We start from the raw sequence: 22,689 nt of genomic DNA on the forward strand, positions 1-22,689 counted from the left end.
GAGGCCCGCATGAGTGACATCCTTGCAGACAGCTTAGACGGCGTTGAACGCCGGTCGCTGGCTGACTTCACCGAAAATGCCTACCTCAACTACTCGATGTACGTAATCATGGACCGTGCCTTGCCGCATATCGGCGACGGCCTGAAGCCCGTGCAGCGGCGCATCATCTATGCGATGAGTGAGTTGGGCCTGGACGCTGACTCCAAGCACAAGAAGTCGGCGCGTACCGTCGGTGACGTGCTCGGCAAGTTCCACCCCCACGGCGACTCGGCGTGCTATGAGGCCATGGTGCTGATGGCCCAGCCGTTCAGCTACCGCTACACGCTGGTGGACGGCCAGGGTAACTGGGGTGCGCCGGATGATCCCAAGTCCTTCGCCGCCATGCGCTACACCGAAGCGCGCCTGTCGCGGTATTCGCAGGTGCTGCTCAGTGAGCTGGGCCAGGGTACGGCCAATTGGGGGCCGAATTTTGACGGCACCCTCGACGAACCGCTGGTGTTGCCGGCACGTTTGCCGAATATCCTGCTCAATGGCACCACCGGCATCGCCGTGGGCATGGCCACGGACGTACCGCCGCACAACCTGCGGGAAGTGGCCACTGCCTGCGTGCGCTTGTTGGACGAGCCCAAGGCCACGGTCGAACAGCTCTGCGAACACATTCAAGGCCCGGACTACCCGACCGAAGCGGAAATCATCACGCCTCGCGCCGACCTGCTGAAAATCTACCAGACCGGCAAAGGCTCGGTGCGCATGCGCGCCGTGTACCACATTGAAGACGGCGACATCATCGTCACCGCGCTGCCACACCAGGTGTCTGGCGCCAAGGTGCTGGAGCAGATCGCCGCGCTGATGCAGGCCAAGCCCTCGAAGCTGCCGCAAGTCGCCGACCTGCGTGACGAGTCCGACCACGAGAACCCGTGCCGCATCGTAATAATCCCGACCAACAGCCGGGTCGACCACGAAGTGCTGATGCAGCATCTGTTCGCCAGCACCGAGCTGGAGTCCAGCTACCGGGTCAACATCAACATCATCGGCCTGGACGGCAAGCCGCAGTTGAAGAACCTGCGGGCATTGCTGGTGGAATGGCTGGAATTCCGGGTGCAGACCGTGCGTCGTCGCCTGCAATTTCGCCTCGACAAGGTCGAACGCCGCCTGCACCTGTTGGACGGTTTGCTGATTGCCTACCTCAACCTGGATGAAGTGATCCACATCATCCGTACCGCCGAGCACCCGAAAGCCGAGCTGATCGCGCGCTTCGAACTCAGCGAAATCCAGGCGGACTACATCCTCGACACCCGTCTGCGTCAGTTGGCGCGACTGGAAGAGATGAAGCTGCGCGACGAACAGGACGCGCTGCTCAAGGAACAAGCCAAGCTCCAGGCCCTGCTGGGCAGCGAGGCCAAGCTGAAGAAGCTGGTGCGCACCGAGCTGATCAAGGACGCCGAAACCTATGGCGACGACCGCCGTTCGCCGATTGTCGAGCGCGCCGAAGCCAAGGCCCTGACCGAAACCGAGCTGCTGCCCAACGAGAAAATTACCGTCGTTTTGTCGGAAAAGGGTTGGGTTCGTTCAGCCAAAGGGCATGATATTGACGCCACTGGCCTGTCGTACAAGGCGGGCGACGGTTTTAAAACCTCAGCGGCCGGGCGTTCCAACCAGTTTGCGGTGTTTATCGACTCCACCGGGCGCAGTTATTCGGTGCCGGCACATACCTTGCCGTCGGCACGGGGGCAGGGCGAACCGTTGACCGGGCGCCTGACACCACCGCCAGGGGCGAATTTTGAATGCGTGCTGCTGCCGGACGATGATTCGCTGTACGTTATCGCCTCCGATGCGGGCTACGGGTTCGTGGTCAAGGGTGAAGACCTGCAGGCCAAGAACAAGGCGGGCAAGGCGTTGTTGAGCCTGCCAAACAACGCCAAGGTTATCCTGCCGCGTCCGGTCGAAGACCGTGAAGGCAATTGGCTTGCATCGGTGACCACCGAAGGCCGCTTGCTGGTGTTCAAAATCAGTGATTTGCCGCAGTTGGGCAAAGGCAAAGGCAACAAGATCATTGGTATTCCCGGGGAGCGGGTGGCCAGTCGCGAAGAGTACGTGACCGACATCGCGGTGATCCCGGAAGGCTCCACCCTGGTGTTGCAGGCCGGCAAGCGCACGTTGTCACTGCGCCCTGACGACCTTGAGCACTACAAGGGTGAGCGGGGTCGTCGTGGCAACAAACTGCCGCGCGGCTTCCAGCGAGTGGACGCATTACTGGTGGAAACGCCCGTTTAAGGCGATATAGAGCACCCGATCTACGATTTAACCCGTAGATCGACGCTTTCGCGCTGGAGTCATGGCGCATATTCACGGATGATATGGCCTTTCCAGCGCCGGCGTGGCTGAGCGCGTATAGGTTATTTTTGAGTATTACATTGTGGTTCGCCTTGTGGCAGCCACCTGGATGGGATGATGACTGCTCCGCGCCTTCCTTTATTTTTGTTGCTCGCTGGCCTTTTGGGCCTGGCGGGTTGCAGCACACATCAACCTGTGTCGCTGTATCAGCTGGACAGTGGAAGTCCGGCCCAGCCTGCACAAAGTGCCGGCATGGCAGTATTGCTTGGCCCTGTTGTAGTGGCTGACTACCTGCAACGCGAAACCCTGCTGCAACGTCAGAACGACGGCAGCCTGCAAGGTTCCACCGATGGTCGCTGGGCGGGTAGCCTGTCGTCCGATATCAATCAACTGATGTTGCGTCAGGTGGCTGGCCATCTGGACAGCCAGCGTGTGGTATTGGCGCCGGCACCTGCGGGCTTTACCCCGGACGTGCAGGTATTGCTGACCATCACGCGGCTGGACTCCGGTGTTTCCCAGCCGGCGATCCTGGACGCCCAGTGGCGCCTGATCGACCGTCGCGGCCAGGTGCGGGATAACCGCATCGTGCATTTGCAGGAACAACACACCGGTACCACTGCGTCCCAGGTTCAGGCCCAGGGCGTGCTCTTGCAGAACCTGGCGCAGCAATTGTCCGTGGCTCTCAAACCACTGGCCAACCAGCCGTCGGTGGCAGAAGCGCCGCGTAAGCAGTCCCCGGCGGCGGCCAAGCCCGCCGCACCGGAAAAGCCGAAGATGCCGATGGCAGTGCCGATTCGTACGGATATGGAAGTGTTCAGGTTCTGACCTGAAGGCAAATAAAAAGGCCCGCTGATGAGCGGGCCTTTTGTTTGTGCGGGATCTGAGCGGTACACAGATCTAATGTGTGAGCTTGTGTGGGAGCTGGCTTGCCTGCGATAGCATCCCCTCGGTACATCGGGTACACCGAGGCGTCTGCATCGCAGGCAAGCCAGCTCCCACAAGGGCTAAACGATGATCTTTAGTTCTTCGCCCGCGTCTCGTGCATCCGCGCCAGTTGGCGCTCGAGCATCGACGGATAAGGCTCCATCAACCGCTCCACACAGCACGCACCCTCAGGGCTGGCAATCGGGCGGATCCGCGCACGTTGGCGGATCAACACGTCATCGCTGATCTTGCGTTCCACCAGCAGCAGGTTGCGGCTGTGTTGCGACAAGGCCAAGGCGTCCTGGGCGATTTCGGTCAGCAGCAGATCAATCTGGCTCATGCCATACAGATCGTCACCGACCGTCAGGCCCAGTTGCAGCTGCAAGGTGATGCCGCTGTCGGCCACTTCGATTTGCAGCGCATGGCCCAGGGCCCGCAGCAGCTCGCCGCAGCAGATGGCGTTGGTCAGGTAGTCTTCGCCGCTGTCTTCGCTGTGGAACAGCATCAGCGTGCTGCCGTCGTTCAGGGTGTGCAGTTCGCTCTGGTACAGCGAGGCCGCCTGGTCGAGGCAATCACGATAACGTTCCAGCAGCTCGGTCAGGCGTGCCCGCGGCAAGCGGCGCAACTGATCCTGTGCGCCCAGTTGCACGGCCAATACGGCGCTGTGCTGGGGCTGGGTGCTGCGCACCGGAGCCGGTTGCACAGCAGGAGCGGTTGGCGCTGAAGTGTCGCGAAGATCGGCGAACGGGTCTTCTTCGTCCAGTTCGTCTTCTTCTGCCTTGATCACCTGCCGGGTGGCCGGCTTGAGGCCCGCCACCGGCGCAGACTCGTCAAAGCTTGGGTCGCGCAGGTTGCGCACTTCAAACTCCGGCTCGTCGTCTTCGTAATCGGTGTCGTCGAACTCGGGCTCGGGTTCAACCTCCGGCACAACGGGCTCCGGCGCGAAGCTGGTGTGCAGTTGGCGGGCGAGGTCGCCGATTTCGTCCTGACGGTCGGTGGCCGGGGTATGTTCGTCGATATCCCGCAGCCAGATGCGCAGTTGCATCAGTGGCGTGGAGATATGCCGACCCAGGCGCAGGCTCAAGGCCAACGACAGGGCCAGCAGGATCGCGCTCAAGATGCCCATGCTTTGCAGGCTGATGGTCATCGGCTGCTGGAACTGTTGCATGTCCAGGCTGATGCGCAGTTGGCCGGCCTTCACGTCCTGAAACGTGATATTGCTCTGGTACAGGCCTTCGGCCTCACCCAGCAGGCCGTTTTTCGGGCGTTGCCCGGCTTCGGCCATGATCCGGTTGTCCACGCTATAGATAGCGGCGTGGGCCACCAGCGGGTTCTTGGTCAGGTTGTTGAGCAGCACGTTGAGGCTGAGGATGTCGTTGGACACCAACAACTCAGTCGCCGAGGTGGCGGTCTGGGTGGTCAAGCTCTCGCCCAGGGCGTCGGCTTGCTCGTGCATGGCCTGCTTGAACTGCAAACCCATCACGCAGGCGTAGATCACCAGGGCCAGAGCGACCAGGATCACGTTATGGCTGGCGATGCGTAATGCGATCGGTACACGGCGGTGACGCAGTGCCCGGAAGATCAGCAGGAAGAAGTTATCGGTTTTTACTGGCGTGGGCCGGTTCACTTAAGCTCGGCTCTTTAGTCCGTGAAGTTGACGCGCAGTATAGCGACAGGCCCAAGACCGGCAAAGCGCTGGCTGTGCCCGATGGTCACTGAAAGTGGGTAGAATGCGGTTTTTTTCCAGCTCGGGGGTGCGCTTTGCGCGAAATTGTCCTGATTAACATCACAGGTGAGGACCGTCCGGGTCTCACCGCAGCCATTACCGGTGTTCTGGCCCAGGGTGGTGTGAACATTCTCGACATCGGCCAGGCGGTGATTCACGACACGCTATCGTTCGGCATCCTGGTGGAAATCCCAAGCACCGAGCAAGCCTCGTCTGTGCTCAAGGACATCCTGTTTACGGCGTATAAGCTGGATCAACAGGTGCGTTTCACGCCGGTGTCCGAAGAGGACTACCAGAGCTGGGTCGCCGGCCAGGGCAAGAAACGCCATATCGTGACGTTGTTGACCCGCAAGGTAACGGCCGAGCAATTGCAGCGTGTCAGCTCGATCACGGCCCAGTATGGTTTGAATATCGACCACATCGACCGTCTGTCGGGTCGCATGCCGCTGGACACGCCCGCTGACCAGGGCAAGGGCTGCATTGAATTCTCGGTACGCGGTGAGCCGGCAGACCCTCAGGCCCTGCGCGCCGAATTCCTCAGCGTGGCCCAGGAGCTGAACGTCGATATCGCCTTCCAGGAAGATTCGCTGTTCCGCCGCAATCGCCGCCTGGCGGTGTTCGACATGGACTCAACGCTGATCGAAGCCGAAGTCATCGACGAACTGGCCAAGGCTGCCGGTGTGGGTGAGCAGGTCTCGGAAATTACCGAGCGCGCCATGGCCGGTGAGCTGGATTTCCGTGCCAGCTTCAAGGAGCGCCTGGCGCTGCTCAAGGGCCTGGATGTGAGCGTGCTGGACTCCATCGGCGCCTCCCTGCGCCTGACCGAGGGCGCTGAGACCCTGTTCGCTGAACTAAAGCGCCTGGGCTACAAGACCGCGATCCTGTCGGGCGGCTTCACCTACTTTGCCAAGCAATTGCAGGCCAAGCTGGGTATCGACTATGTGTTTGCCAACGAGCTGGAAGTGGTGGACGGCAAGGTCACGGGCGTGGCGGTAGAGCCGATTGTCGACGCACAGCGTAAGGCTGATTTGCTGCGGGAATTGGCACACAAGGAAGGGTTGCGTCTGGAGCAGACCATTGCGGTCGGCGACGGGGCGAATGACTTGCCGATGCTGGCCATTGCCGGGTTGGGTGTGGCGTTTCGCGCCAAGCCGCTGGTCAAGCAATCGGCCAAGCAGGCGATTTCGACCCTGGGGCTGGATGGGGTGTTGTACCTGTTGGGCTTTCGCGACCGCGACGGTCAGCTCTAGTACACACACTTTGTAGGAGCCGGCTTGCCGGCGATGGCGTCCTCAAGATCGCATCGCCGGCAAGCCGGCTCCTACAGAGGTCGTCGTCAGGCTTTCGGCAAACCCATGCCTTGGCCCATCTGCACCGGCGTGCCCGCCAGCAGTTCTTCCGACCATTTAATCTGGCCCGGCCCAAACAGCACGATCGCTGTCGAACCCAGTTTGAAGCGTCCCAGTTCCGCACCTTTTTCCAGGTGGATCGGCCCGCGGGCAGCTTCGTCATAGCGCACGGTTTTCAGCTCACGCTTGGGCGGTGTTACCAGGCCAGCCCATACGGTCTCGATCGATGCCACGATCATCGCGCCCACCAGCACCACGGCCATCGGGCCGCGTTCGGTGTCGAAAATGCAGGCAACCCGCTCGTTACGTGCAAACAGCTCCGGCACGTTCTCGGCGGTGGTCTGGTTTACCGAGAAGATCCGGCCAGGGATGTAGACCATTTCGCGCAGGGTGCCGGCCAGTGGCATGTGCACCCGGTGGTAGTCCTTCGGCGACAGGTAAACTGTGGCGAAATCACCGCCCATGAACGGCGCAGCCACCGCCGAATCACCACCGAGCAATTCCAGCACGCTGAAGCTGTGGCCCTTGGCCTGGAACACCCGGCCATGTTCAATCGGGCCCAACTGGCTGATGGCGCCATCGGCCGGGCTCAACACGGCGCCAGGCGTTTGGTCCAGAGGCCGGGCACCGTCTTTCAAGGCGCGGGTGAAGAAGGCGTTGAAGTGCTCGTAGGCCGTCACGTCTTCAACCAGTGCCTGGGACATGTCCACCTGATAACGCTTGGCGAACCAGCTGGTGAAGGCATTCTTGAACCAGCGCACGCGGCATTCGGCAATGCAACCCGCCAGCCGCGACAGCAGGTGGTGGGGCAGCAAGTACTGGCTGAGGATGAACAACTGCTTTTTCATTTACTGTCCTTAAACCTTAAATCTCAACGGGGGTGTCGGGGTGGTTGCCCCATTCGCCCCAGGAACCGGCATAACCTTTGACTCGCGAATAACCGAGCGCCTTGGCCACCAGATAGGTGAAGCCAGAACGGTGGTGAGTCTGGCAGTGGGTGATGATTTCTTTGTCCTTGGTCAGCCCGAGGTCTTCGAGGATCTGCGGCATGTCGCGGCGAATCCGCAGTTGGCGGGCCTTGTCCATGCCGGCGGTCCATTCGAAGTTCACCGCGCCCGGGATGTGTCCGCCCTTGGCCGCGAGGACTTTCTCTCCGGAGTACTCCAGCGGGCCGCGAGCATCCCAGATGCCTAGGTCGGCAGCGCCGAGGCGGCTTTGCAGGTACTCGCGGGTGGCAGTGGGTTCTTCATGCAATGTCAGGCTGACCGGGCCGCCGACGCTGGCCGGGACTTCGCTAGACACAGGGTGTTTTTCTTCCAGCCACGCCAGCAGGCCGCCGTCGAGGTAGTGGTATTTCTTGTGGCCGATGACGTCGAGCATCCAGATGAATCGACCGGCCCAGCCGCCGCCTTCGTCGTCGTACACCACGTAGGTGGCATCCGGCGTGTGGCCCAGTTCACCGAACAGTTTTTCCAGGTCAGCCTTGGCTGGCAGCAGGCCCGGCGCCGGGGGTTGTCCGAGCTGGGTGCGTTTTGGGTCGACGAAACGTGCGCCGGGGATATGCCCTTCGGCGTAACGCGCGGCACTGGTGAGGTCTACCAGAATCAGGTGTTCGGCATCGAGGCGACCGAGCAGGTCACTGGCCTCGATGACCAGCGGCAAGCCAGAGAAGTCAGGCATGTGAGGTCTCCTGGGCATAAAAGTTAGGCGCTAAAGGAGGGCGATTGTAGCGCAAGCATCAGGCGCTGCGGTTGGTAAAGCAATGCAGGGCTTTTTCGATGCACTGGGCGGTTTTGCCGAAGGCCTGCACGGTGGTTTCCGAGAACGGCCCGCCGCCCTGGTCAGCCACCATCAGCATCACCACCCGGCCATTGCAACTTAGGGAGCGCAGCAGCAGGTGCTCGCCCTTGAACAGGCGGCGCAGCTGCGCAGGCAGCAGTGCCGAGAACTGGGCGTGGTTATCGGGGTTCAGGCGCACCTGGGCAGACTTGGCGAGCAGGCGTTGCAGCAAAGTACTTTGTGTGGCGTCAAGGCTCATGTGGTCGGCGTCTTTTGGCAGGCCATCGACTTGATGCACCCGCAAGGTGCTCAGGGTTTTGTCTGCCATCAGCAACATCACCCGTTGCATGCCGCAGGCCACAAGGGCTTCCTTGGCGCACGTAGTCAGGTGCATGGCGTTGGCAAAGCGGCTCGGCTCCACCAGCAGTTCGGTGCAACGCTTGCGCCAAATCGCCAGGGCCTCGGCGGTGGGGGGTGGTGCGGGCAGCAAACCGTGGTGAACGCGCTGCACATCCCATGGCCAGATCAACGACAGTGCCGGGTGCCACAGATCGCGCATCAGGCTGGTGCGGGCGCTGATTGCCGCCTGCTGGTGAGACTGTTGCTGTACCTCGGCCAACGGCTGTTGCAGGTAAAGCGCGGTCAGGTATTGCCAGCGCTGGGTGTGCGGGCAGGTCCACGACTCTTGCGCTGCCAGCGCCAGCCCGTTGGCCAGCAATACGGTGTTGGCCGGCTGGTTTAACCAGCGGCGCAGGTTCGGGTCGGCATCCAGCAATTGCTGTTGGCGCAAAGGCTCGTCTTCACGGGCAATACGCAGTGCCTTGGCCAGCCAGCGCTGTTCGGTCAGCAGCAACGTATAGCCCTGGGATACCCAGATCGGCAGGCGCCATGCCTCGGTCAACCCCAGGCACAGGTCCAGCAGGCGGATACCAAACAGTTCCTGTTCGACCTTGCGGGCGCGTTCACCCTTGTGAATCACCCGCAGTTCCCATTCTTCCAGCAGCTTGGGGTAGGCAATCGCCATCGGCCACAGCGGCGAAAGGAATAGCAGGCTGCCCCAGTGAATGTCCTGCCACAGCCGCGCCAGCCGGCTGGCGAACAGCCCGCTGGCTTGTTGCGAAGCGTGCTGGCTGATCATTTGCAACTGGCGCAGTGCCACGGGGATGTCATTGAGCGGCACTGACGGCAGGCGCGCCAGCAATTGCTCGGTGCGTTTGAGACCGAGACGGTTGATCGCCACTTCGAGGTTTTCTGCGGGTTCCGCCAGGCTGCCGTGGGCCTGGCTATTGGCTTCGCGCATCACGCTGAGTACCAGTGCCGGGCTGTTTTGCATCAACTCTGCAATATCGCGCAACGAACTTCGGCTGTCGCCAATGGCCTTGCACACTCGGTCGTGGCTCGCCTGTGGAACAGGCAATAGCACATCGTCCAGACGCTTTATCCAGGCGGCCAGCGAGGTGGGTTTTTGAGTTGGGACTGTCGTTTCGTTTGCCATGATTGGGGCGCGATCATCACTTGCGGTCAACACGCCCGGGACGGGCCGAACTGGTTTTTCGCCTTAACGAGCTATAGTCTGGCGCAGATTTGCCGATAAGTAGAACAAGAGTTTTCAACTCTTGCGAATATGACCCTGAACCCGACGGCGCAAGTACCCATCCCCTATGGCTAAAATTATCGGCATCATCGTCGTCCTCGCGAGCGTGCTCGGCGGATACGTCTTGTCCCACGGCAAGATTGCAGCGCTGATCCAGCCCTTCGAAGTGCTGATTATCGGCGGCGCGGCATTTGGCGCTTTCCTGCAGGCCAACCCTGGCTACATGACGATGCACGTGATCAAGAAGTCGCTGGGCATGTTCAGCTCGCGCTTCTCCCATACTTTCTATCTGGAAGTGTTGGGGCTGATCTACGAGATCCTCAACAAGAGCCGCCGCGAAGGCATGATGGCCATTGAAGGCGACATCGAGGACGCCTCGGCGAGCCCGATTTTCGCCAAGTACCCGGCGGTGCTCAAAGACGAGCGCATGACTGCCTACATCTGCGATTACCTGCGCATCATGTCGTCGGGCAACATGGCGCCCCACGAGCTGGAAGGCTTGTTTGACATGGAATTGTTCAGCCTCAAGGAAGAGCTGGAACACCCATCCCACGCCGTGAGCGGCATCGCTGACGGTATGCCCGGTTTCGGTATTGTTGCGGCGGTTCTCGGGATCGTGGTGACCATGGCCTCCCTTGGCGAAGGCGACCAGAAAGCCATCGGCATGCACGTAGGTGCGGCCCTGGTCGGTACCTTCTTCGGTATTCTGGCGGCCTACGGTTTCTTTGGCCCGCTGGCCACTTCCCTGGCCCACGATGCCAAGGAAGAAGTGAATTTGTACGAAGCTATCAAGGCGTGCCTGGTGGCCTCGGCTTCCGGCATGCCGCCATCGCTGGCAGTGGAGTTCGGGCGCAAGGTGCTGTATCCGAAGCACCGTCCAAGCTTCGCCGAGCTGGAACAAGCGGTTCGCGGTCGCTAAACCATGGAAAACAACCAGCCGATCATCATCAAGCGCGTCAAGCGCTTCGCTGCGGGGCACCATGGCGGCGCCTGGAAAATCGCCTTCGCCGACTTTGCGACGGCGATGATGGCGTTCTTCCTGGTGCTGTGGCTGATGTCCACCGCCACGCCGGAACAGAAAATCGCGATTGCCGGTTACTTCAAGGACCCCATCGGGTTTTCCGAGAGCGGTACGCCTTTTGTGATCGACCTCGGTGGTTCGCCGCAACTGGCGCCCGAGCGCACCATCAACCCGGAGATCAAGACCGACTCGCCCCAGGAGAAAATTCCGATCGAGCGCGACACTGTCGAGAGCATGGCCGAACAGGTTGAACAGGAGCGTCTGGAGCTGTTGCTGCAGGAGCTGCAAACCAAGGTTGAGGAAAACCCGCAACTGCTGAAGTTCAAGGACCAGATTTCCTTCGAGATTACGCCAGATGGCTTACGCATCCAGATCACGGACGCCGCTAACCGGCCGATGTTCGACTCCGGCAGCGCGCGGTTGAAACCGTACTTTGAAGACATCCTGCTGGCCATGGCCGACACCATCAAGGCGGTGCCGAACAAGATCAGCGTCAGCGGCCACACCGACGCCAAGCCGTATGCGGGCCAGGGCGACTTCGGCAACTGGGAACTCTCGGCCAACCGGGCCAATGCCGCGCGTCGGGCACTGGTCGCAGGCAGCTATCCGGACCCGCAAGTCGCACGGGTGGTGGGGTTTGCTTCCTCGCAGCTGTTTGATCCCAAAGATCCGTTCAACCCGATCAACCGACGCATAGATATTGTCGTGCTGACCAAAAAGGCCCAGCGTGCGATTGAAGGTGACCAGCACGCAGCGCCGCCGGTACCGACCCCGGGTGACGGGGCGCCCGGCGAAGTGCCGACCGACCCGAATGCACTGCCGCCGGGGCAGGAGCCGTTACCGGCTCATGAACTGCGCCAGAAGCTGAATCTGTTTGATGACGGTGGGGTGAAAGACCCGACTCAGCCAGCCACTGGCTCGTAAGTCAGGTACAAAAAGGCCGCGATGATCGCGGCCTTTTTTGTATCTGCTACATCGCTCCTACATGTTAATAGCTTGTCTCGGGCAAGCTGGCGATGATCGAGCGATAGCTGTTCATCCGCTGCTGCTGCACGCGGCCGTCTTCCAAGGCCTTGAGCAGGGCACAACCCGGCTCGCGGTCATGTTTGCAGTCGCGGAAGCGGCAGGTGCCGATCAAGTCGTTGAACTCGATAAAGCCCGCTTCAACATCGGCACGGCTCACGTGGCCCAGGCCGAATTCACGAATCCCCGGGGAGTCGATCAGTTCACCGCCGCCCGGGAAGTGGAACAACCGTGCGGTCGTGGTGGTGTGAGTGCCCTGGCCGGACAGCTCCGACAAAGGCCCCACACGGGTTTCGACTTCCGGCAACAAACTGTTGACCAAGGATGACTTGCCCACGCCCGACTGGCCGACGAACACGCTGATGCGCCCGTCCAGTTCGGTCTGCAACTGCTCCATGCCGTTACCGTGATGCGCCGAAACCTCCAGCACCGGGTAGCCGAGGGTGCGGTACACCGCCAGCAGCGCGTTGAGCGCCGGGGCGTTCTGCTCGTCGATCAGGTCGAACTTGTTCAGCAGCAACAGCGGGCGAATGCCGGCGTGCTCGGCCGCTACCAGGTAGCGGTCGATCAGGTTGGCATGGGGCTCGGGCAGTGGCGCGAAGACGATGACGATCATGTCGACGTTGGCCGCCACCGGCTTGAGTTGGCCACGGCTGTCGGGGCGACGCAGTTCGGTGGTGCGCGGCAGTTGGGCGACGATCACGCCGATGCCCTGGTTGCCGGCACGCCATACCACCTGGTCGCCGGTCACCAGCGCAGGCAGGTTGGCGCGCAAGTGGCAACGGAACACCTGGCCTGCGATATCGCCTTCGGTGGCCTCGACTTCGACCTGCACACCGAAGTGCGCGATCACCAGGCCCGTTTGCTCGGGGCCCAGGTCGCCGCCCTCAAGCGCTTCCACGGCGGAGGATTCACGTTTGGCGGCGCGGGCAGCGCGTTCACCCTGAATCTTTTCGATGCGCCAGTTTTGGCGACGGTTGAGCTGGCGTTTGGCCATTGGTGTTCCGTGTCGATAATGCAAAGGTTAGGTAAAACGGTCGCGAGTCTAGCACGCCCTGCCTGCTAAACTGCGCAGCTACGCCAAGGTGCCAAGGAACCACGACATGCAAAACTCACAGAACCTGATTTGGATCGATCTGGAAATGACCGGTCTGAACCCTGACACCGACGTCATCATCGAGATGGCGACCATTGTCACCGACAGCAACCTCAATACCTTGGCCGAAGGTCCGGTGATCGCCATTCACCACAGCGACGCCGTGCTGGCGACCATGGATGAGTGGAATACCCGCACCCACGGCAACTCGGGCCTGACCCAGCGTGTGCGTGACAGCCGCGTGAGCATGGCCGAGGCCGAGGCTGAAACCATCGCCTTTCTGGAAAAGTGGGTGCCCAAGGGCAAGTCGCCGATCTGCGGCAACAGCATTTGCCAGGACCGGCGCTTTCTTTATACCCACATGAAAGCGCTGGAAAGCTACTTCCACTACCGCAACCTGGACGTGTCGACCTTGAAGGAACTGGCCGCACGCTGGGCGCCGGAAGTCAAAGACAGCTTCCATAAAGGCAGCACGCACCTGGCGCTGGACGATATTCGCGAGTCGATTGCCGAGCTGCAGCACTACCGCAAGCATTTCATCAAGTTCTAAAGCGGTCGTGCCTGAGGTGAGCTGGCTTTTGTGGCGATGGGGCTTGTCTGTGGTGAGGGGGCTTGTCCCCCGTTGGGCTGCGAAGCGGCCCTCAAACCTGACAGCGCACTCCCTGAAAAAACTCCGTTGCCTTCAATAGGGGCTGCTTCGCACCCCAACGGGGGACAAGCCCCCTCGCCACAACTTTGCAAGGATCGCCCTCATGCTGCTGATGCTCTACCTCATCGCCATCACCGCCGAAGCCATGACCGGCGCCTTGTCCGCCGGTCGGCGTGGCATGGACTGGTTCGGTGTGGTGCTGATTGCCTGCGTAACGGCGCTGGGTGGCGGCTCGGTGCGCGATGTATTGCTCGGCCATTACCCGCTGACCTGGGTCAAGCACCCGGAATACCTGGTGCTGACCTCCATCGCGGCCCTGGTGACGATTTTTATCGCGCCGCTGATGCGCCACCTGCGCTCGCTGTTCCTCGCACTGGACGCCGTGGGCCTGGTGGCCTTTACCCTGATCGGCTGCATGACCGCCCTGGAAATGGGCCACGGCATGCTGGTGGCATCCGTCAGCGGCGTTATCACCGGGGTATTCGGCGGCATCCTGCGGGACATCTTCTGCAACGACATCCCGCTGATTTTCCGCCGTGAGCTGTACGCCAGCGTGTCGTTCCTCGCCGCCTGGTTCTACATGCTGTGCATCTATCTGGAACTGCCGAGTGAGCAATCAATCCTGTTGACGCTGTTCAGCGGCTTCCTGCTGCGGCTGTTGGCGATCCGCTTTCACTGGGAAATGCCCAAGTTCGTCTACAACGACGACGTGCACTGACGTTCGGCGTGCTGGTTCAGCGCCCATTCCACATGCTCGCGCACCAGCTCCGAGGGGTATTCCCGCCGCGCTTTCAACGCTTCCAGCACCGGAATGCTTGACGGCGCATTGCCCAGGCCCACCGCCAGGTTGCGCAGCCAGCGCTCATAGCCGGCGCGGCGCAGCGGCGAGCCTTCGGTGTTGCTGAGGAATTTATCCTCGTCCCACATGAATAACTCGGCCAGCTCTGCGTTATCCAGATTGTGCCGTGGCTTGAAATCGCCTTCGTCGGTAGGCCGGGCGAAACGATTCCACGGGCAAACGATCTGACAGTCATCGCAGCCGAATACCCGGTTGCCGATCAGAGGGCGCAGCTCTTCCGGGATCGCGCTTTTCAGTTCGATGGTCAGGTAGGAAATGCAGCGCCGGGCGTCCAGCACGTAGGGCCCGACGAAGGCGTTAGTAGGGCAGATGTCCAGGCAGGCGGTGCAGCGGCCACAGTGTTCGGTGGCGTGGGGTGGGTCGACCGGCAACGGCAGGTCGACAAACAGCTCGCTGAGGAAAAAGTAACTGCCGGCCTTGCGATTGAGCACCAGGGTGTTCTTGCCGATCCAGCCCAGCCCAGCTTTTTCGGCGATGGCTTTTTCCAGCACCGGGGCGCTGTCGACAAAAGCGCGGAAGCCGAACGGGCCGATCTGCGCCTGGATCCGGTCGGCCAGTTGCTGCACGCGCTTGCGGATTAGCTTGTGGTAGTCGCGGCCCAGGGCGTAACGGGAGATGTAGGCTTTTTCGGGCTTGGCCAGCAGTTGGGCCATTTGAGTGTCGCCGGGCAGGTAGTCCATGCGCAGGGACACCACGCGCAACGTGCCAGGCACCAGCTCTTCGGGGTGCGAGCGCTTGCTGCCGTGGGCGCCCATGTAGTCCATTTCGCCGTGGTAGCCGGCGTCGAGCCAGCGCTGCAAGTGTTGTTCATGCTCGGCGAGGTCGAGGCCGCTGATGCCCACTTGTTGAAAGCCCAGCTCACGGCCCCAGTCTTTGATCGATTGGGCGAGGGCGGGCAGGTCGTAGGTAATAGCAGGCATGAACAAGAGAAACCGCAGGTTAGATGCGTATAATTCTGCCAGACATCGGAGCTTGAAGACGCATGCCGCAGACAAAACACGAAATACCCGACGTTCAGCACCTGTTGCCCGGCCAATTGCCGCAACTCGCTGCGCGTTCCCCGGACGCCCATAAAGGCCAGTTCGGCCATGTATTGCTGATCGGCGGCGACCGGGGTTTTGGCGGCGCCGCCTTGCTCAGTACCGAAAGCGCGCTGCGCAGCGGGGCCGGTATGGTGTCCCTGGCGACTCGCAGCGAGCACGTTGCAGCGGCGCTGGCGCGGTTGCCGGAAGTGATGACGGTGGGCGTGCACTCGGCCAATCAGTTGATGGGGCTGCTGGAAAAAATTTCCGTGATCGTTATTGGTCCGGGCCTGGGCGAAGCGTCCTGGGGTAAAAGCCTGCTGTCGGTCGCGGCCAACGCCAGGCAGCCGCAGGTCTGGGATGCTGACGCGTTGAACCTGCTGTCGAAAGGCGGCGTGAGCTTGCCGGCCGATTGCGTAATCACTCCGCATCCTGGCGAAGCCGCCCGCTTGATGGGCATTTCGACAGCCGAAGTTCAGGCCGACCGCCTTAACGTGGCGCGCGCACTCAGTCAGAAATTCAATGCAGTGGTGGTTCTCAAGGGCGCAGGCAGCTTGATCGCCAGCCCGGACGGGCGCATTGCCCGCTGTGACCAAGGCCACCCGGCGATGGCGACCGCAGGCCTTGGCGATGTGTTGGCTGGCCTGGTCGGTGCTTTACTGGCCCAAGGCATGCCGGCATTCGACGCCGCTTGCCTGGCAGTCTGGTTGCATGCCACCGCCGGCGATCGGCAGGGCACCTTTGGTCGCGGGCTGGCCGCCAGTGACCTGATCCCCGCCATTCGTCAGTTGCTGGAGGAGCAATCGCCGTGTCTGAAGTAATCCTTTTCCTGGCCGATGAAGACGCCATGGTCGCCCTCGGCAACCGTATTGCCCAAGTGACGAAAGGCTCGGGCCTGATCTTTCTGGAAGGCGATTTGGGCGCCGGGAAAACCACCTTGTCCCGGGGCATCATTCGCGGGCTGGGGCATGCAGGTGCTGTGAAGAGTCCTACGTTTACCTTGGTAGAACCCTACGAAATTGGCGACGTGCGGGCGTTCCACTTCGACCTGTATCGCCTGGTGGATCCCGAGGAACTGGAATACATGGGCATCCGCGATTACTTCGATGAGGACGCGCTGTGCCTGATCGAGTGGCCAGATAAAGGCACAGGCTTTTTGCCAAAGCCGGACCTGACCATTACCATTACCCCGCATAAGCATGGACGTCAGCTGAAGTTGTTGTCCCAGAGCGCGCGCGGCGAGTCGTGGTGCGCCGCCTTGGCATTGGAATTCAAATAATTGATGGGGTTAGGTATGCGCTTTCGCGCGTTGGTTACTGTCGTAGGGGTGTTGCTTGCGGCAATGACTTTCAATGCACTGGCGGCCTCACAGGTGAAAAGTGTTCGCCTGTGGCGGGCACCGGATAACACGCGACTGGTATTCGACCTGTCCGGCCCGGTCCAGCACAGCGTCTTCACCCTCACGGCGCCCGATCGACTGGTGATTGATATCAACGGTGCCACCCTGGCCGCGCCGTTGAAAGTCCCCATGGCCAATACCCCGATTACCGCGATGCGCTCGGCCCAACGTACGCCGACCGACCTGCGGGTGGTCATCGACCTGAAAAAGGCCGTGACCCCGAAAAGCTTCGTGCTCGCGCCCAACGCGCAATACGGCAACCGGCTGGTGGTCGACCTGTTCGACAACGCCGCCGATGCCGCGCCACCACCTGCGCCTACCCCAAGCGTCGCGACGATACCGGCGGTGCCGGTCAACCAGTCCCAACCTCAGGTCAAATTGCCGCCGCCGCCACCTGCACCGGCGGGCAAGCGCGACATTATCGTGGTCATCGATGCCGGCCATGGCGGGGAAGACCCGGGTGCCTCCGGCTCGCGCGGCCAGCATGAAAAAGACGTGGTACTGGCCATCGCCCGCGAACTGCAGCGCCAGATCAATGGCATGAAAGGCTACCGCGCCGAACTGACCCGTACCGGCGACTACTTTATTCCGCTGCGTGGCCGTACCGAAATCGCCCGCAAGAAGGGCGCCGACCTGTTCGTCTCGATCCACGCCGATGCCGCGCCTTCGGCTGCTGCGTTTGGTGCCTCGGTGTTCGCCCTGTCTGATCGCGGCGCCACGTCCGAGACCGCGCGTTGGCTGGCGGACAGTGAAAACCGTTCCGACTTGATCGGCGGGGCCGGCAACGTGTCCCTCGACGACAAGGACAAGATGCTCGCCGGCGTATTGCTCGACCTGTCGATGACCGCCTCGCTGACCTCCAGCCTGAACGTCGGGCAGAAAGTCCTGAGCAACATTGGCCGTGTCACTTCGCTGCACAAACAGCGCGTGGAACAGGCCGGGTTCATGGTCCTTAAATCGCCGGATATTCCGTCGATCCTGGTGGAAACCGGATTTATCTCCAACTCCAACGAAGCCTCGAAACTGGCCAGCGCCAGCCACCAGCAGGCGCTGGCGCGTTCCATCAGCGCCGGTGTTCGCCAGTTCTTCCAGCAGAACCCGCCGCCGGGCACGTACATCGCCTGGCTGCGTGACTCCGGGAAAATCGCCCAGGGCCCGCGCGACCATCGCGTGCAACCGGGCGACACACTGGCGATGCTGGCGGTGCGGTTCCAGGTGTCTGCGGCAACCCTGCGCAGTGCCAACAACCTGAAGACCGACGAATTGAAAGTCGGCCAGGTGTTGACCATCCCTGGCACAGAACTGGCGGCGCAATAATGAGCGAGACAGTCTTGAGCAACACCTCGCGCATTGAACTACTAAGCCCGCGCCTGGCTAACCAGATCGCTGCGGGCGAGGTGGTCGAGCGGCCGGCTTCGGTGATCAAGGAGTTGCTGGAAAACAGCATCGACTCCGGCGCCAAGCGTATTGATGTCGATGTTGAACTGGGCGGCGTCAAGCTGCTGCGGGTGCGCGACGATGGCAGCGGGATTTCCTCCGATGACCTGCCGCTGGCCCTGGCGCGTCACGCCACCAGCAAAATTCGCGACCTGGAAGACCTGGAGCGGGTGATGAGCCTCGGGTTTCGCGGCGAGGCCCTGGCTTCCATCAGCTCCGTGGCCCGCCTGACCCTGACGTCCCGTACCCGCGACGCCGACCAGGCCTGGCAGGTTGAAACCGAAGGCCGCGACATGGCGCCCCGGGTCCAGCCGGCTGCGCATCCGGTGGGCACCTCGGTGGAAGTGCGCGACCTGTTCTTCAACACCCCGGCCCGGCGTAAATTCCTCAAGGCCGAGAAAACCGAATTCGATCACCTGCAGGAAGTCATCAAGCGCCTGGCCCTGGCCCGGTTTGATGTGGCGTTCCACCTGCGCCACAACGGCAAGACCATCCTCAGCCTGCACGAGGCCCATGATGATGCGGCCCGCGCGCGGCGCGTGTCGGCCATCTGCGGCGCGGGGTTCCTGGAACAGGCGCTGCCCATCGAGATTGAGCGCAACGGCTTGCGCCTGTGGGGTTGGGTGGGCTTGCCGACCTTCTCCCGTAGCCAGGCAGACTTGCAGTACTTCTTTGTGAACGGCCGGGCGGTACGCGACAAGTTGGTGGCCCACGCGGTGCGCCAGGCCTATCGCGACGTGCTGTTCAACGGGCGGCACCCGACTTTTGTATTGTTTTTCGAGGTCGACCCGTCGGTGGTCGACGTCAACGTGCACCCGACCAAACACGAAGTGCGCTTCCGTGATGGGCGCATGGTTCACGACTTCCTCTATGGCACGTTGCACCGTGCCCTGGGCGATGTACGCCCGGACGATCACCTCGGGGCGCCGATTGTTACGGCCATCGTTCGCCCTTCGGGGCCCGAAGCCGGTGAGTTCGGGCCCCAGGGCGAAATGAGCCTGGCGGCCAACCTGCTGCAATCGCCGCAAGCCCAGCCGAGCTATACCGCGCCTGGCTCAGGCGCTGGCGCCGGTTATCAATACCAATACACACCGCGCCCGCAATCGGCGGTGCCGGTCGCCGAGGCCCAGGCGGCCTATCGCGAGTTTTTCGCACCGTTGCCTGGCGCCGAGTCGGGTGCTGCTGCCTTGCCGGAGGGCCAGGGTGATGTGCCGCCGTTGGGTTACGCGCTGGCGCAGCTCAAGGGCATCTATATTCTTGCGGAAAACGCCCATGGCCTGGTGCTGGTGGATATGCATGCTGCTCACGAGCGGATCATGTACGAGCGCTTGAAGATCGCCATGGCCAGCGAAGGCCTCAGTGGCCAGCCGTTGCTGGTGCCGGAGTCCCTGGCGGTGAGCCAGCGTGAGGCGGATTGCGCCGAGGAGCACGTCAGCGTGTTCCAGAAACTGGGCTTTGAGCTGCAGCGCCTGGGCCCGGAAACCCTGGCTATCCGGCAGATTCCCGCGTTGCTCAAACAGGCCGAGGCCAACCGGCTGGTGGCTGACGTGCTGGCAGACCTGATGGAATATGGCACCAGCGACCGGATCCAGGCGCACATCAATGAATTGCTCGGCACCATGGCCTGTCACGGTGCCATCCGCGCCAACCGCCGCCTGGCCCTGCCGGAAATGAACGGCCTGCTGCGGGACATGGAAAACACCGAGCGCAGTGGCCAATGCAACCATGGCCGACCGACCTGGACCCAAATGGGCCTGGACGACCTGGACAAACTGTTCTTGCGCGGCCGTTGATGAGTGCCTTGCCCCCCGCGATCTTCCTGATGGGCCCGACGGCCGCCGGCAAGACCGACCTGGCCATCGAGCTGACCAAAGTCTTGCCGTGCGAGCTGATCAGTGTCGACTCTGCACTGGTTTACCGGGACATGGACATCGGCACTGCCAAACCCTCCAAAGCGCTGCTGGCCCAGCACCCGCACCGGTTGATCGACATTATTGATCCCAGCCAGAGCTATTCGGCGGCCGACTTTCGCACCGATGCCCTGGCCGCCATGGCCGATATCACCGCGCGCGGCAAGATTCCGCTGCTGGTGGGCGGCACGATGCTCTACTACAAGGCTTTGCAGGAAGGCCTGGCAGATATGCCGCCTGCCGACCCGCAGGTCCGCGCAGAACTTGAGGAAGAGGCTGCACGCCTTGGCTGGCAAGCCCTGCACGATCAGTTGGCGGTGGTGGATCCAATTTCCGCCGCCCGGATTCATCCCAATGATCCCCAGCGCCTGACGCGGGCGTTGGAAGTCTGGCGGGTCAGCGGCCAGACCATGACTGAACACAGGCTGAAACAAACTGCGCAAAGTACTGAAGCAGGCGCCTCGGGACACTCACAATTGCCCTATACTGTGGCGAATCTGGCCATCGCTCCGACGGATCGCCAGGTGCTGCATGAACGAATTGCACAAAGATTCACAATTATGTTGGAACAGGGGTTCGTGGACGAGGTCGTAGCACTGCGTTCAAGAGGTGACCTGCATCCGGGGTTGCCTTCGATACGCGCTGTAGGCTACCGCCAAGTCTGGGATCATCTGGATGGCAAGCTGACGTCAGCCGAAATGCAGGAGCGCGGCATCATTGCCACGCGCCAATTGGCGAAGCGCCAGTTCACATGGCTGCGCAGCTGGACTGATTTGCACTGGTTGGACAGTCTGGATTGCGACAATCTGTCACGCGCCTTGAAATACTTGGGAACGGTCTCCATATTGAGCTGAGTCCTTGCAATTGCCGTCTATCCTTGGGGGTGTGACGGCCATGAGCTATCTATTTTCCGATTTTTTATTATTGATCCTTAAAGGAGTGCGGCACATGTCAAAAGGGCATTCGCTACAAGACCCTTACTTGAATACTTTACGTAAAGAGAAAGTTGGGGTTTCCATCTATCTGGTCAACGGTATCAAGCTGCAAGGTACGATCGAGTCGTTCGACCAGTTCGTTATCCTGCTGAAAAACACCGTGAGCCAAATGGTTTACAAGCACGCTATCTCGACCGTAGTGCCGGTTCGTCCAATTCGTCTGCCTAGCGCAACCGAAGAACAGGGTGACGCCGAGCCTGCACCGGGTAACGCCTGATAGGAGTCTCCTTTGTTCTTTGAGCGCCACGGTGGTGGTGAGCGAGTAATCCTCGTTCACTTGGATGGACAGGACCCTGAGGCGCGCGAAGATCCGCAGGAGTTTCAGGAGTTGGCAAATTCGGCCGGCGCCGAGACCGTCGCGTTTTTTAACGTGCCGCGTCATCGGCCAACCGCCAAATTCCTGATCGGCAGCGGTAAGGTTCAGGAGCTGCACGACCTGGTCCATGCCGAGAAGGCCGATCTGGTGATTTTCAATCACATCCTCACGCCCAGTCAGGAACGTAACCTCGAACGTGTCTTCGAGTGTCGCGTGATCGACCGCACGGGTCTGATTCTCGATATTTTCGCCCAACGCGCCCGTACCCATGAAGGCAAGCTCCAGGTAGAACTGGCCCAGCTTGACCACATGAGCACCCGGCTGGTTCGTGGCTGGACTCACCTTGAGCGTCAGGGTGGCGGTATCGGCATGCGTGGCCCGGGTGAAACCCAGCTGGAAACCGACCGACGCCTGCTGCGGGTGCGCCTGCGACAGATCAAGGGCCGTCTGGAGAAGGTGCGCAGCCAGCGCGAACAATCGCGACGTGGCCGCCTGCGTGCGGATATCCCGACCGTTTCCCTGGTGGGCTATACCAACGCCGGTAAATCCACCCTGTTCAACAATGTGACGAAATCGGACGTGTACGCGGCCGACCAACTGTTCGCGACCCTCGACCCGACCTTGCGCCGTCTGGAGATTGACGACCTGGGGCCGATTGTCCTGGCCGATACCGTGGGTTTCATTCGTCACTTGCCCCACAAGCTGGTCGAGGCATTTCGGTCTACGCTCGAAGAGTCGAGCAATTCCGACCTGTTGTTGCACGTGATCGATGCGGCCGAACCGGATCGCATGTTGCAGATTGAACAGGTCATGGTGGTGCTGGGCGAGATTGGTGCCCAGGACTTGCCGATCCTTGAGGTCTATAACAAACTCGATTTGCTTGAAGGCGTTGAGCCACAAATCCAGCGCGACGAAAACGGCAAGCCCCAGCGGGTCTGGCTGTCGGCGCGCGATGGCAGTGGCCTGGAATTGCTTGAACAAGCCATTGCCGAGCTGTTGGGCAGCGATTTGTTTGTTGGCACCTTGCGCTTGCCTCAGCGTTTTGCTCGACTGCGTGCACAGTTTTTCGAGCTGGGTGCGGTACAGAAAGAAGAACATGACGAAGAAGGTGTCAGCTTGCTGGCCGTTCGATTGCCGCGTTCGGAGCTGAATCGGCTGGTCAGCCGTGAAGGCGTGGTGCCGGCGGAGTTCATCGAACAACACACTTTGCAATAAAAGCCTGAGAAAGCGGTTGTGCCGCTGTGACAGGCATTCTG

20 protein-coding genes are annotated in these 22,689 nt (G+C 61.3%); 14 read left to right on the forward strand and 6 right to left on the reverse strand.

Annotated elements, in window-relative coordinates; all coding sequences use genetic code 11:
- Positions 1-9 precede the first annotated feature (9 nt).
- Positions 10-2,274: a DNA topoisomerase IV subunit A gene (gene parC, locus RGV33_RS02495; RefSeq protein ID WP_322142976.1), complete on the forward strand. Its 2,265-nt coding sequence runs from the start codon at positions 10-12 to the stop codon at positions 2,272-2,274.
- 177 nt (positions 2,275-2,451) lie between these two features.
- Positions 2,452-3,159 carry a PqiC family protein gene (locus RGV33_RS02500; RefSeq protein WP_322142977.1) on the forward strand — a complete coding sequence of 236 codons (708 nt, stop codon included), beginning with the start codon at positions 2,452-2,454 and terminating at the stop codon, positions 3,157-3,159.
- A gap of 193 nt (positions 3,160-3,352) precedes the next feature.
- Here RGV33_RS02500 and RGV33_RS02505 read toward each other — a convergent pair whose 3' ends face one another.
- A complete protein-coding gene (locus RGV33_RS02505; protein ID WP_322142978.1) occupies positions 3,353-4,885 on the reverse strand; it encodes an AhpA/YtjB family protein in 1,533 nt (510 codons plus the stop codon).
- Positions 4,886-5,019: 134 nt separating this feature from the next.
- On the opposite strand from RGV33_RS02505, the gene serB reads away from it, so the two are divergent.
- On the forward strand, positions 5,020-6,234 hold the full coding sequence (serB, locus tag RGV33_RS02510; protein WP_322142979.1) for a phosphoserine phosphatase SerB: 1,215 nt from the start codon (positions 5,020-5,022) through the stop codon (positions 6,232-6,234).
- A gap of 86 nt (positions 6,235-6,320) precedes the next feature.
- On the opposite strand, the gene asd is transcribed toward serB, so the two are convergent.
- The 3 genes from asd to RGV33_RS02525 are packed head-to-tail and all read right to left on the reverse strand — an operon-like array spanning position 6,321 to position 9,607.
- A complete protein-coding gene (asd, locus tag RGV33_RS02515; RefSeq protein ID WP_322142980.1) occupies positions 6,321-7,181 on the reverse strand; it encodes an archaetidylserine decarboxylase in 861 nt (286 codons plus the stop codon).
- A 16-nt stretch (positions 7,182-7,197) separates the two neighbouring features.
- The gene (rhdA, locus tag RGV33_RS02520; RefSeq protein WP_322142981.1) at positions 7,198-8,013 is read right to left on the reverse strand and encodes a thiosulfate sulfurtransferase; all 816 of its coding nucleotides are present in this window, start codon (positions 8,011-8,013) and stop codon (positions 7,198-7,200) included.
- 58 nt (positions 8,014-8,071) lie between these two features.
- A complete protein-coding gene (locus RGV33_RS02525; RefSeq protein ID WP_322142982.1) occupies positions 8,072-9,607 on the reverse strand; it encodes an HDOD domain-containing protein in 1,536 nt (511 codons plus the stop codon).
- Positions 9,608-9,773: 166 nt separating this feature from the next.
- On the opposite strand from RGV33_RS02525, the gene motA reads away from it, so the two are divergent.
- Both motA and motB read left to right on the forward strand, forming a co-directional pair.
- Complete coding sequence (motA, locus tag RGV33_RS02530) at positions 9,774-10,625, forward strand: flagellar motor stator protein MotA (RefSeq protein ID WP_322142983.1); 852 nt, start codon at positions 9,774-9,776, stop codon at positions 10,623-10,625.
- A 3-nt stretch (positions 10,626-10,628) separates the two neighbouring features.
- Positions 10,629-11,651 (forward strand): flagellar motor protein MotB, encoded by a 1,023-nt coding sequence (gene motB, locus RGV33_RS02535; RefSeq protein WP_322142984.1) that lies wholly within the window; start codon positions 10,629-10,631, stop codon positions 11,649-11,651.
- 64 nt (positions 11,652-11,715) lie between these two features.
- Here motB and rsgA read toward each other — a convergent pair whose 3' ends face one another.
- Positions 11,716-12,747 (reverse strand): small ribosomal subunit biogenesis GTPase RsgA, encoded by a 1,032-nt coding sequence (rsgA, locus tag RGV33_RS02540; protein ID WP_177041275.1) that lies wholly within the window; start codon positions 12,745-12,747, stop codon positions 11,716-11,718.
- A gap of 106 nt (positions 12,748-12,853) precedes the next feature.
- Here rsgA and orn point away from each other — a divergent pair, with 106 nt between their 5' ends.
- Entirely contained in the window at positions 12,854-13,396 is a 543-nt protein-coding gene (gene orn / locus RGV33_RS02545) for an oligoribonuclease (protein WP_322142985.1), read from the forward strand.
- A 202-nt stretch (positions 13,397-13,598) separates the two neighbouring features.
- On the forward strand, positions 13,599-14,213 hold the full coding sequence (locus tag RGV33_RS02550) for a trimeric intracellular cation channel family protein (protein WP_177083090.1): 615 nt from the start codon (positions 13,599-13,601) through the stop codon (positions 14,211-14,213).
- Here RGV33_RS02550 and queG read toward each other — a convergent pair.
- Positions 14,192-15,274, reverse strand: coding sequence for a tRNA epoxyqueuosine(34) reductase QueG (gene queG, locus RGV33_RS02555; protein WP_322142986.1), 1,083 nt, complete (start codon positions 15,272-15,274; stop codon positions 14,192-14,194). The genes RGV33_RS02550 and queG overlap by 22 nt on opposite strands.
- A gap of 62 nt (positions 15,275-15,336) precedes the next feature.
- Between queG and RGV33_RS02560 the strand changes: the two genes are divergently transcribed.
- From RGV33_RS02560 to hflX, 7 genes are all read left to right on the forward strand, one after another.
- Positions 15,337-16,197, forward strand: a complete 861-nt coding sequence (locus RGV33_RS02560; RefSeq protein ID WP_322142987.1) for an NAD(P)H-hydrate dehydratase — start codon at positions 15,337-15,339, stop codon at positions 16,195-16,197.
- A complete protein-coding gene (gene tsaE / locus RGV33_RS02565) occupies positions 16,185-16,655 on the forward strand; it encodes a tRNA (adenosine(37)-N6)-threonylcarbamoyltransferase complex ATPase subunit type 1 TsaE (protein WP_322142988.1) in 471 nt (156 codons plus the stop codon). The genes RGV33_RS02560 and tsaE overlap by 13 nt, the downstream gene beginning before the upstream one ends.
- Positions 16,656-16,658: 3 nt before the next feature.
- Entirely contained in the window at positions 16,659-18,092 is a 1,434-nt protein-coding gene (locus tag RGV33_RS02570; protein WP_322142989.1) for an N-acetylmuramoyl-L-alanine amidase, read from the forward strand.
- Between the two features lie 14 nt (positions 18,093-18,106).
- Entirely contained in the window at positions 18,107-20,005 is a 1,899-nt protein-coding gene (gene mutL / locus RGV33_RS02575) for a DNA mismatch repair endonuclease MutL (RefSeq protein WP_322148604.1), read from the forward strand.
- A complete protein-coding gene (gene miaA / locus RGV33_RS02580) occupies positions 20,005-20,976 on the forward strand; it encodes a tRNA (adenosine(37)-N6)-dimethylallyltransferase MiaA (RefSeq protein ID WP_322142990.1) in 972 nt (323 codons plus the stop codon). The genes mutL and miaA overlap by 1 nt, the downstream gene beginning before the upstream one ends.
- 94 nt (positions 20,977-21,070) lie before the next feature.
- Positions 21,071-21,334, forward strand: a complete 264-nt coding sequence (hfq, locus tag RGV33_RS02585) for an RNA chaperone Hfq (RefSeq protein WP_003217515.1) — start codon at positions 21,071-21,073, stop codon at positions 21,332-21,334.
- Positions 21,335-21,346: 12 nt separating this feature from the next.
- On the forward strand, positions 21,347-22,648 hold the full coding sequence (hflX, locus tag RGV33_RS02590) for a ribosome rescue GTPase HflX (protein ID WP_322142991.1): 1,302 nt from the start codon (positions 21,347-21,349) through the stop codon (positions 22,646-22,648).
- The last annotated feature ends 41 nt before the right edge of the window (positions 22,649-22,689 follow it).

It is taken from the genome of Pseudomonas sp. Bout1, assembly GCF_034314165.1.
In the GTDB taxonomy this organism is placed as follows: domain Bacteria; phylum Pseudomonadota; class Gammaproteobacteria; order Pseudomonadales; family Pseudomonadaceae; genus Aquipseudomonas.

What these genes read in the sequence shown, in the direction of transcription:
- parC (WP_322142976.1), top strand. Translation starts at nt 10, where the DNA reads ATGAGTGACATCCTTGCAGACAGCTTAGACGGCGTTGAACGCCGGTCG.
- RGV33_RS02500 (WP_322142977.1), top strand. Translation starts at nt 2,452, where the DNA reads ATGACTGCTCCGCGCCTTCCTTTATTTTTGTTGCTCGCTGGCCTTTTG.
- asd (WP_322142980.1), bottom strand. Translation starts at nt 7,181, where the DNA reads ATGAAAAAGCAGTTGTTCATCCTCAGCCAGTACTTGCTGCCCCACCAC.
- rhdA (WP_322142981.1), bottom strand. Translation starts at nt 8,013, where the DNA reads ATGCCTGACTTCTCTGGCTTGCCGCTGGTCATCGAGGCCAGTGACCTG.
- RGV33_RS02525 (WP_322142982.1), bottom strand. Translation starts at nt 9,607, where the DNA reads ATGGCAAACGAAACGACAGTCCCAACTCAAAAACCCACCTCGCTGGCC.
- motA (WP_322142983.1), top strand. Translation starts at nt 9,774, where the DNA reads ATGGCTAAAATTATCGGCATCATCGTCGTCCTCGCGAGCGTGCTCGGC.
- motB (WP_322142984.1), top strand. Translation starts at nt 10,629, where the DNA reads ATGGAAAACAACCAGCCGATCATCATCAAGCGCGTCAAGCGCTTCGCT.
- rsgA (WP_177041275.1), bottom strand. Translation starts at nt 12,747, where the DNA reads ATGGCCAAACGCCAGCTCAACCGTCGCCAAAACTGGCGCATCGAAAAG.
- orn (WP_322142985.1), top strand. Translation starts at nt 12,854, where the DNA reads ATGCAAAACTCACAGAACCTGATTTGGATCGATCTGGAAATGACCGGT.
- RGV33_RS02550 (WP_177083090.1), top strand. Translation starts at nt 13,599, where the DNA reads ATGCTGCTGATGCTCTACCTCATCGCCATCACCGCCGAAGCCATGACC.
- queG (WP_322142986.1), bottom strand. Translation starts at nt 15,274, where the DNA reads ATGCCTGCTATTACCTACGACCTGCCCGCCCTCGCCCAATCGATCAAA.
- RGV33_RS02560 (WP_322142987.1), top strand. Translation starts at nt 15,337, where the DNA reads ATGCCGCAGACAAAACACGAAATACCCGACGTTCAGCACCTGTTGCCC.
- RGV33_RS02570 (WP_322142989.1), top strand. Translation starts at nt 16,659, where the DNA reads ATGGGGTTAGGTATGCGCTTTCGCGCGTTGGTTACTGTCGTAGGGGTG.
- miaA (WP_322142990.1), top strand. Translation starts at nt 20,005, where the DNA reads ATGAGTGCCTTGCCCCCCGCGATCTTCCTGATGGGCCCGACGGCCGCC.
- hfq (WP_003217515.1), top strand. Translation starts at nt 21,071, where the DNA reads ATGTCAAAAGGGCATTCGCTACAAGACCCTTACTTGAATACTTTACGT.